Source organism: Bovifimicola ammoniilytica (genome assembly GCF_025567085.1).
GTDB lineage: Bacteria > Bacillota > Clostridia > Lachnospirales > Lachnospiraceae > Bovifimicola > Bovifimicola ammoniilytica.
Window position 1 is genome coordinate 1 of the sequence record NZ_JAOQJN010000018.1, and the last position, 7,016, is coordinate 7,016.

At 33.0% G+C, this 7,016-nt stretch carries 9 protein-coding genes; all 9 read right to left on the bottom strand.

Annotation, left to right across the window (positions count from 1 at the left end):
• A partial coding sequence (locus tag OCV48_RS13785) for an RHS repeat-associated core domain-containing protein (RefSeq protein WP_147592262.1) occupies window positions 1-890 on the bottom strand: 890 nt, incomplete at its 3' end.
• A gap of 44 nt (window positions 891-934) precedes the next feature.
• Window positions 935-1,234 (bottom strand): hypothetical protein, encoded by a 300-nt coding sequence (locus tag OCV48_RS13790; protein WP_147592263.1) that lies wholly within the window; start codon window positions 1,232-1,234, stop codon window positions 935-937.
• 15 nt (window positions 1,235-1,249) lie between these two features.
• The gene (locus tag OCV48_RS13795; protein WP_147592264.1) at window positions 1,250-1,618 is read right to left on the bottom strand and encodes a hypothetical protein; all 369 of its coding nucleotides are present in this window, start codon (window positions 1,616-1,618) and stop codon (window positions 1,250-1,252) included.
• A 47-nt stretch (window positions 1,619-1,665) separates the two neighbouring features.
• A complete protein-coding gene (locus OCV48_RS13800) occupies window positions 1,666-2,118 on the bottom strand; it encodes a YrhA family protein (protein WP_147592265.1) in 453 nt (150 codons plus the stop codon).
• Between the two features lie 44 nt (window positions 2,119-2,162).
• Window positions 2,163-2,990 carry an HNH endonuclease signature motif containing protein gene (locus OCV48_RS13805; protein ID WP_147592266.1) on the bottom strand — a complete coding sequence of 276 codons (828 nt, stop codon included), beginning with the start codon at window positions 2,988-2,990 and terminating at the stop codon, window positions 2,163-2,165.
• A 353-nt stretch (window positions 2,991-3,343) separates the two neighbouring features.
• Entirely contained in the window at window positions 3,344-3,832 is a 489-nt protein-coding gene (locus OCV48_RS13810) for an SMI1/KNR4 family protein (protein ID WP_147592267.1), read from the bottom strand.
• A gap of 2 nt (window positions 3,833-3,834) precedes the next feature.
• Window positions 3,835-5,565, bottom strand: a complete 1,731-nt coding sequence (locus OCV48_RS13815) for an RHS repeat-associated core domain-containing protein (protein ID WP_147592268.1) — start codon at window positions 5,563-5,565, stop codon at window positions 3,835-3,837.
• A gap of 533 nt (window positions 5,566-6,098) precedes the next feature.
• The gene (locus tag OCV48_RS13820; RefSeq protein ID WP_147592269.1) at window positions 6,099-6,509 is read right to left on the bottom strand and encodes an Imm50 family immunity protein; all 411 of its coding nucleotides are present in this window, start codon (window positions 6,507-6,509) and stop codon (window positions 6,099-6,101) included.
• A gap of 41 nt (window positions 6,510-6,550) precedes the next feature.
• Window positions 6,551-7,016, bottom strand: a 466-nt coding sequence (locus OCV48_RS13825) for an HNH/endonuclease VII fold putative polymorphic toxin (RefSeq protein WP_262559966.1), incomplete at its 5' end; no start/stop codon positions are given.

Below are 7,016 nucleotides of genomic sequence, written 5' to 3' on the forward strand. Positions count from 1 at the left end.
ATTACAGGTATCAGTCCCAAGCCATTTAATATGGCATGTCCTAAATTCTTCCAGTTGAGTCTGTCAAGTGGTGACAATCCAAATGGATCTGTCAGCTTTATAGGGTTACCCTGGACATAACTGTATCTGTTAAGACTCTGGCTTACATTGATACTTCCATATACTACGTCCTGATTGATGAATCGCTTGATATTAATATTATAATATCTTGCTCTCATATAGTAAAGACCATTATCATCTGTCATTACGCCTAGCTGACCATTATATAAGAATGGTGTTATCTTAGTATCTCCACTTAGAACTTCACCGTAGGCACCATATTCATAGCTTTGGATTACATTTCCATTATTGTCGGTTAACTTTGTGGTACTTCCAATATTATTGTAATGATAGTATGTTGTACCATCCGTATCTTTATCTGATGATTTGTCCGATGATAAATCCTGTACTTTATTATCGGATGTTGTGCTGTCTGCTTCATCATCATTATAACTGTATATCAGACCATTGCCATATACATAGACTGTATGTATCTTCTTTCCGTCATTAGTTTTCTCATATGATTCTAATACCTGCGACATTTCGCCTGCCACATCTGTCACATATGTAATCTTTTTATCAGTTGTTGTTACTGATGTTCTTGTATTTTCGGCATCGTAGTCGTATGTTACATTTCCTGCACTGATAAGTCTGTTTCGGCTGTCATATGTAAGGTTACACATTTCACCATTCACAGGACCATATAACATATTTCCGTCTTTGTCATATTTTATCTTTTTATTATTATAGCTTATGAGACGGTTTGCACTGTCATATTCCATTTCTAATGAAGTAGTTACTGTTTCACCATCAGATGTTACGATGCTGTTACTTTCTGCTGCAAGTTTCAATGCTGTCTTGTTAATGCTATCTTGTTATTTTACTCTTAAAATATTTACTTCCATTTACAACACTCTTTACTATAGAATAAATCAACATCAACCGCTGCATCATACAATTCACTTATAGATGTCAACCTATCGTATTCTGAAATTGCCCTCATTGTTCCAATAAGTCCTCCATTAGACGGAGGCAATGTTCCATCCTTTGTTTTTTTTATTAACTGATTAACTACACTTTTAAATCTATACAAATATTCCTTTTTATCATCGCCTACTATAAGAATTGCTTTATCAATCTCTTCTATTAATTTTTTCATTTTTTTCAGTAAAATTTTTCTTTTATCTAAATTCATATAATTCAATCTCCTTTAATTTATAAAACTTCTAACTTCTTTTATCCATTTAGTATCAATTTGATTAAATAAATACTGAACTCCACCACCTGGTCTAGGATCTTCAATCAGCAACTGTTCTTTTGCAGTTCCTACCGCATATTTAACCTTTGTTCCTGCTGAAATTTTTGCAACTTTTACAGTATTCCTATTTCCCCAATTTTTCGATAACGCTAATCTGTTCATATATTCATTTAAAGTTGTAATATTATTTGCTTCATCATGACTTGTCCAATAACATAATGAAGCATCAGGTGCATCTGAACTATTTTCAGCAGAAAAACGCATTGTCTTCACAACAACAAGTGCCTTGAAAACAATGCGTTCTGCATCTTTGAAAAACAATATTCAGTTTTGCTTTCGGGTGTCCTTATGTTGAGATATAAATAAAATTATTGCAAAGCATCTCCAAATAACTTATCTACCAATAAATCAATATTATCAAATTCGTCCACTATTTCTCCAGACGGTTTGTCTAGTTCATAATATTTATTTGTCAATAAATCATACGTATACCAACTTGTATTACTGTCTCCAAAAAATATATATTTTCTCTGCCATTCATTCTCATGCCATACTCTATTGTTATCAATAAATCCGTTGATTGGCTGTTTAGGCTCATTATTCAATAGCGTTGAATCAATCCCATAGAGAATGAATCCATTAAATTCTAAACCATTCACTCTCTTTAATACATTTATGTAAGGATGTAAATATTCTTCACTAATGACGTCTCCTATCTCTTCTAAAAATCTCTGAATATCTTTTTCTGTTGCTCCATCATTTATTTCTTCTCCAAAAATAGCATTCATTTTCTTAATTTCTTGTAATTTTTTATTCCACATTTCTATCCTCCCTAATGTGTTATTGGATATATATTTCCGTTAGGTTATGGCCATGCAACCACTATTATATCACCTTCATTCATATCTTTCATAACACTGTTTTGATAATTTGTTAACACTTTATGGTATGGCTCATTTTGTATCAGTACCATATTACTAAAATCGTTTGTTCCTCCTCCGTCTAATGGAATTTTATGATGTACTTGCCAACCTGTTGGAACATATCCATTCTGTATTTTTAGTATATCAGCTTCCATAAACCCTGCGCTCCTTAAATACTCTGTTTGTTTTCCCATATCCATCAAAAAGTCTTTACGCACACTTGTATTAAATTCACTTCTTAGTTGACTTAATCCTGATGAACTACGTTTTTTTAATGTAATATCTTGTACATTAACATTATTTAAAGTAACATCCTCTCCTCTTAATTTTCCTGTAAACGAAGAGCCACTGCCACTCTCGCAACCATTCTTATCCGCAAAGAACTGCAAATTACATTCCAACAGTGGTTCTTTCTTTGCTTTCTTACCCCATTTACTTCCAGCACTGTCTCCCACCACTTTCTTCAATTCTTTTGAAGATGATAGCAGGTTCTTTCCACTTGTTGCTGCCGTAAATGCGTTTATTCCAAATGACACCAGATTCTTAGCTGTATCTTCTGAGAATAACTTGCCATTTATCATATTTTTGACTATCGCTTTGGCATTGTTAACGCCTCCGATTGCCGCCTGTGTAAATGTTGCCGCGTTACTTACCACCTTGCATACTGTACTTACTATTTTAGCTACTGTGGTTATTTTCGCTGCTGTCATTATTCCCGAAGCAATATTTCCTATCATCGGTAATGCCGACATCATCGACAACGCTGCCATTCCATATTTGCTATAAATTTTTAATCATTAAAACGACAGTCACATTTAAAACAGCAAGGACAATAAGAAAAACCATTCTTGGTTATATAGATTTGTATTAAATTTATCACTTATAACACTTCTTTAGCAACAAATCGTTAATAGGTGTGTTAAAATCAACTTATTTGAACTTAATATTCAATTTTGATTTTTTGTATCCTTATATTCACTCAACATATGAATTGTGTCCTAGAAAGATTTCTAAATTAAACTCTACAAATAATTCGACTTCATAGGAGGTATTTTGATTAATTTAAAACCCATAATTAATTATTTAAGTAGTGGACATTCTTAAATAGAAACATAATTAAATATTATATTTCATCATAAGCATCGCCTAAATAATTAAAATTATCATCTAGCCAGTATAAATTTTTACCTTGATTACTATACAATTGTGATACTAATTCTGTAAAATTTAGTGCAACAATGCCACATTCTCCAACCACACCATGTCTATCCCAAAAACTATCGTAGCATTTTCCTAACCTTTCTTTTGCCAAATCAATAGTGATATAATTATTTTGGTTATCTTTACCAATAATATACCACTCTGATGATATATCTCCCTCACAAAGTTCACCGACGATAATTGGGTTTGCTAATACCATTTCTTCTGGGCTTACAATCGTAAACCCAAACTCACTATCAACAAAGAATGAAACACCTCCACAATTCTCATAAAACACTTTTAAATCATTAGGCAAATCAACTCCTTCCTTTAGGACTGGTAAACCACAAGGATTATATACAATACATCCTTGAGTATTTCTAATTTTATTAAGCAACTTCAAAATATCCATTACTAATTCCTTTCTAATCCATAAATATAACAATTAAATTCTCTATAATAATCATTTCTCGCAGATAAAGGAACATTTGCCGCATCAAACATTCTTTCCGACAAATCTTGCACTTCTTGTGGTAACACACTTGTCCAATCAACCTTTCCGCCTACTTTTTTACCAGTTTTCTCATACAACCAATCTCTATATACTGATTTTGTAGCTGCATGTTGTTCTGGTGTTAATGCTATTGTTGTAGATTTACTTGCCCTTGATTTATAACCATCAATATTATGGGTTGCCCATATATCCAAAACTCCATGATGATTTTCTAATCCAGGAGTTTTATCTCCATATTCAACAATATCAAATACTTGTGACTCGCCGCCACTCTTATCCGCAAAGAACTGCAAATTACATTCCAACAGTGGTTCTTTCTTTGCTTTCTTACCCCATTTACTTCCAACACTGTCTCCCACCACTTTCTTCAATTCTTTTGAAGATGATAGCAGGTTCTTTCCACTTGTTGCTGCCGTAAATGCGTTTATTCCAAATGACACCAGATTCTTAGCTGTATCTTCTGAGAATAACTTGCCATTCATCACATTCTTGACTATCGCTTTGGCATTGTTAACGCCTCCGATTGCCGCCTGTGTAAATGTTGCCGCATTACTTACCACCTTGCATACTGTACTTACTATTTTAGCTGCTGTGGTTATTTTCGCTGCTGTCATTATTCCCGAAGCAATATTTCCTATCATCGGTAATGCCGACATCATCGACAGCACTGCCATTCCATACTCACCGTCGTGTGCATACCATATGGCATTGGCTATATCAAATGCCTCTCCGATTACAGGTATCAGTCCCAAACCATTTAATATGGCATGTCCTAAATTCTTCCAGTTGAGTCTGTCAAGTGGTGACAATCCGAATGGGTCTGTCAGCTTTATAGGATTACCCTGGACATAACTGTATCTGTTAAGACTCTGGCTTACATTGATACTTCCATGTACTACGTCCTGATTGATGAATCGCTTGATATTGACATTATAATATCTTGCTCTCATATAGTAAAGACCATTATTATCTGTCATTACGCCTAGCTGACCATTATATAAGAATGGTGTTATCTTAGTATCTCCGCTTAGAACTTCACCATAGGCACCATATTCATAGCTTTGGATTACATTTCCGTTATTGTCGGTTAACTTTGTGGTACTTCCAATATTATTGTAATGATAGTATGTTGTACCATCTGTATTTTTATCTGATGATTTGTCAGATGATAAATCCTGTACTTTATTATCGGATGTTATACTGTCTGCTTCATCACCACCATCATCAATATAACTGTATATCAGGCCATTGCCATATACATAGACTGTATGTATCTTCTTTCCGTCATTAGTTTTCTCATATGATTCTAATATCTGCGACATTTCTCCTGCCACATCTGTCACATATGTAATCTTTTTATCAGTTGTTGTTACTGATATTCTTGTGTTTTCGGCATCGTAGTCGTATGTTACATTTCCTGCACTGATAAGTCTGTTTCGGCTGTCATATGTAAAGTTACACATTTCACCATTCACAGGACCATATAACATATTTCCGTCTTTGTCATATTTTATCTTTTTATTATTATAGCTTATAAGACGGTTTGCACTGTCATATTCCATTTCTAATGAAGTAGTTACTGTTTCACCATCAGATGTTACGATGCTGTTACTTTCTGCTGCAAGTTTCAATGCTGTCTTGCTAGCAGTATCCAGTACAGGTAATGTGTAATTGCTATCCTCTGTTAAACCATTGGTTGTTTCAAATTCATTTTTAACCGATGTATCGACTGTTGATTTGTCTGATGTATCAGCTGTTACATCTACAACACCTACGATATTTCCTCTGACATCGTATTTATAATGATATTCGTTGATGACCTCACCTGTGGCGGTTTTTATGTCCTTTTTAGAGATCAGTAAACCAAGCTCATTGTATTCACAATGCTCTTTTGTTCCGTTTGGTCTTTCTGTATCTGTCAGATTTCCTGTTTTATCATATTTATAGTAAGTTACTCTGCCTTTGCTGTCTGTTACTGTCGCTATCTGACCGCTTGCATAGTATGTATAGCGGATTATTTCTCCACCTGGATATGCTATTGTAAGTATATTGCCTAATTCATCATAGCCGTATCTGATTGTTTTGCCATTTGCATCAGTTACTGTTTTAACATTTTCTATGTTGACTCTTGCTAAATTTATATTTAAAATATTCTAATTCTACGTCATTCACATATTTCAAATTTTTTATTTTTTTCATTATATGCCAATGGTTTAACATTTTGAATCCTAGACAATATAAATTTACATTTTATAAAATCATTATTCTTACTCTGTATATTAATTTCATATAAATTTTGTTTATATACAACAGATATTTTAGATATTATAAAAGGTAATCTGTAAACTTTCGAAGATATTTCCTTAATCCCCCAAAAATCAATCTTAACATATACTTTTTCCCATTCTTTCCATTTATTAGGTGGATATTTTACATTTTGATTAACTATTATATCTAATGACATTCTGCCTGCCATAATTTCACTTCTTGAATACTCGACTTCCGAATTTACAAAATTAAAATCATCCCCAAAAATATTAGTTAATATAAACCCATTTTCTATACCATTTGTCATAACATTTTCTCCATAATTATTATTTTTTAAGTAGATTAGCCTTATTTTTTCCAATTGTATTCTGAATTAAAATAATAATGATTTTTTGTACCTTTTACCGTTCCAGTTTTTATATTTGTTTCTGGTCTAACATTAAAATGGGCTGTCTGATTTCCTATTCCATTACTGTATTTATGTCCATACGAATGATCCTGTATATAAACATACTCTATAAAATTGCCAGCGCCATCAGTCTTATTATTGACCTTATATTTCATTTCTCTAGACATTATTATTTTTCCATTATTTACTATTGGATTGTTAAATTCATCTAACAACATTACCATCTGTTGGCTTTCTGGATGTTGAGATTTATTTATTCCTAAATCATTTTTTATTTGATTTAAAGCCTCCTTTCTCGAACTACAACCATTCTTCTTCCCAAAGAACTGCAAATTACATTCCAACAGTGGTTCTTTCTTTGCTTTCTTGCCCCATTTACTTCCAACACTGTCTCCCACCACTTTC

Coding starts and splice junctions, on each gene's coding strand:
- OCV48_RS13790 (WP_147592263.1), bottom strand. CDS start 1,234: ATGAATTTAGATAAAAGAAAAATTTTACTGAAAAAAATGAAAAAATTA.
- OCV48_RS13800 (WP_147592265.1), bottom strand. CDS start 2,118: ATGTGGAATAAAAAATTACAAGAAATTAAGAAAATGAATGCTATTTTT.
- OCV48_RS13805 (WP_147592266.1), bottom strand. CDS start 2,990: ATGGCAGCGTTGTCGATGATGTCGGCATTACCGATGATAGGAAATATT.
- OCV48_RS13810 (WP_147592267.1), bottom strand. CDS start 3,832: ATGGATATTTTGAAGTTGCTTAATAAAATTAGAAATACTCAAGGATGT.
- OCV48_RS13820 (WP_147592269.1), bottom strand. CDS start 6,509: ATGACAAATGGTATAGAAAATGGGTTTATATTAACTAATATTTTTGGG.